The organism is Saccharomonospora iraqiensis subsp. paurometabolica YIM 90007 (assembly GCF_000231035.2).
Taxonomy (GTDB): Bacteria; Actinomycetota; Actinomycetes; order Mycobacteriales; family Pseudonocardiaceae; genus Saccharomonospora; species Saccharomonospora paurometabolica.
In genome coordinates, this window is the sequence record NZ_KI912224.1 from 1689 (window position 1) to 2897 (window position 1209).

Annotated in this window: 2 protein-coding genes; both read left to right on the forward strand. The window is 74.1% G+C overall.

Features of this window, described 5'->3' with window-relative positions; translation table 11 throughout:
• Nucleotides 1-334 (forward strand): RNA polymerase sigma factor (locus SACPADRAFT_RS34395; RefSeq protein WP_007027679.1); only part of this gene is annotated, 334 nt, incomplete at its 5' end.
• Nucleotides 335-384: 50 nt separating this feature from the next.
• On the forward strand, nt 385-1209 hold an 825-nt coding region (locus SACPADRAFT_RS26465), incomplete at its 3' end, for a DUF4397 domain-containing protein (RefSeq protein WP_007027678.1).

The window sequence follows — 1209 nt, forward strand, 5'->3', positions numbered from 1 at the left end:
CGGGACCGCGGACCGGACCACGCCCGCCGACGCGGTGGCGAGCGGGCTCGCCGTGGCGTGGGCCCTCGACCGGCTCGCCGCCGCCCAACGGGTCGTCGTCGCCCTGGTGATCCTCGAGGACCTGACCCACCGGGAGGTCGCCGAGCGCACCGGGTGGCCGTTGGGCACCGTCAAGAGTCACTGGAACCGGGCGTTGGGGCGGCTCCGCGCGGACGCCGTCGTCCCGACCGGTGACCCGCGATCCGGCGCCACGGACAACGGAACCGGAAAAGACCGGCAAAAACTACCGCGGGACCGCATCCACGGAGTCCCCCGATCCGGTACTGGCTCATGACGGCAACGTCGCGAACGTGCCGTGACCCACGACGATCAGGAGGCACTCCGATGCGCAAACTCCTCCTCGGCGCCCTCAGCGGCGCGACCGCACTCGCCATGGCCGGGGGTGGGATCGCCGCGGCGGAATCCGACCCGGCGACCCAGGCCGGACAGTCGACCGGAACGGTGTACGTCGTGCACGGCATCCCGGGCACCCCTGTGGACGTCTACGTGGACGGCGAGCGGGCGATCGACGACTTCGCGCCCGAAACCACCCAGGGACCCCTCGACCTGCCTTCGGGCGACCGCGAGGTGGCCCTGTTCCCGGCCGACGCGCCGGACAACTCCGGACAGCCCCTCATCGAGGGGTCCGCCCAGGTGCCCGCGGACGGCAACGTGTCGCTCGTGGCCCACCTGAACGAGGGCGGCGAGCCCACCCTCACGCCGTACGCCAACGACGTCAGCCCGGTGCCCGACGGCCAGGCCCGGCTGGTGGTCCGGCACGACGCGGCGGCCCCCGCGGTGGACGTCCGCGCGGACGGCAGCCCCGTGGTGACCGGGCTGACCAACCCGAACGAAGAGGCCCTCGTCGTGGACGCGGGCACGGTGCAGGCCGACGTCACCCTCGCCGGCACCGAGGAGACGGTGATCGGGCCGGCGGACCTGCCCCTGGACAGTGGCACGGCCACGTTCGTGCACGCCGTCGGATCCGCCGACGAGGGCACGCTGTCGCTGGTGCCGTTCACCATCGAGCTGGACGGCACCCCGTCCGGCGTGCCCGCGGGTGTCGCCGCGCCCGCCGACAGCGGACTCGGCTGGGTCCTCGGCGGCTCGCTGGCGACCTTCCTGCTGCTCGGCTCGGGAGTGGCGCTGTGGCGTGCGCAGGGCGCGGGC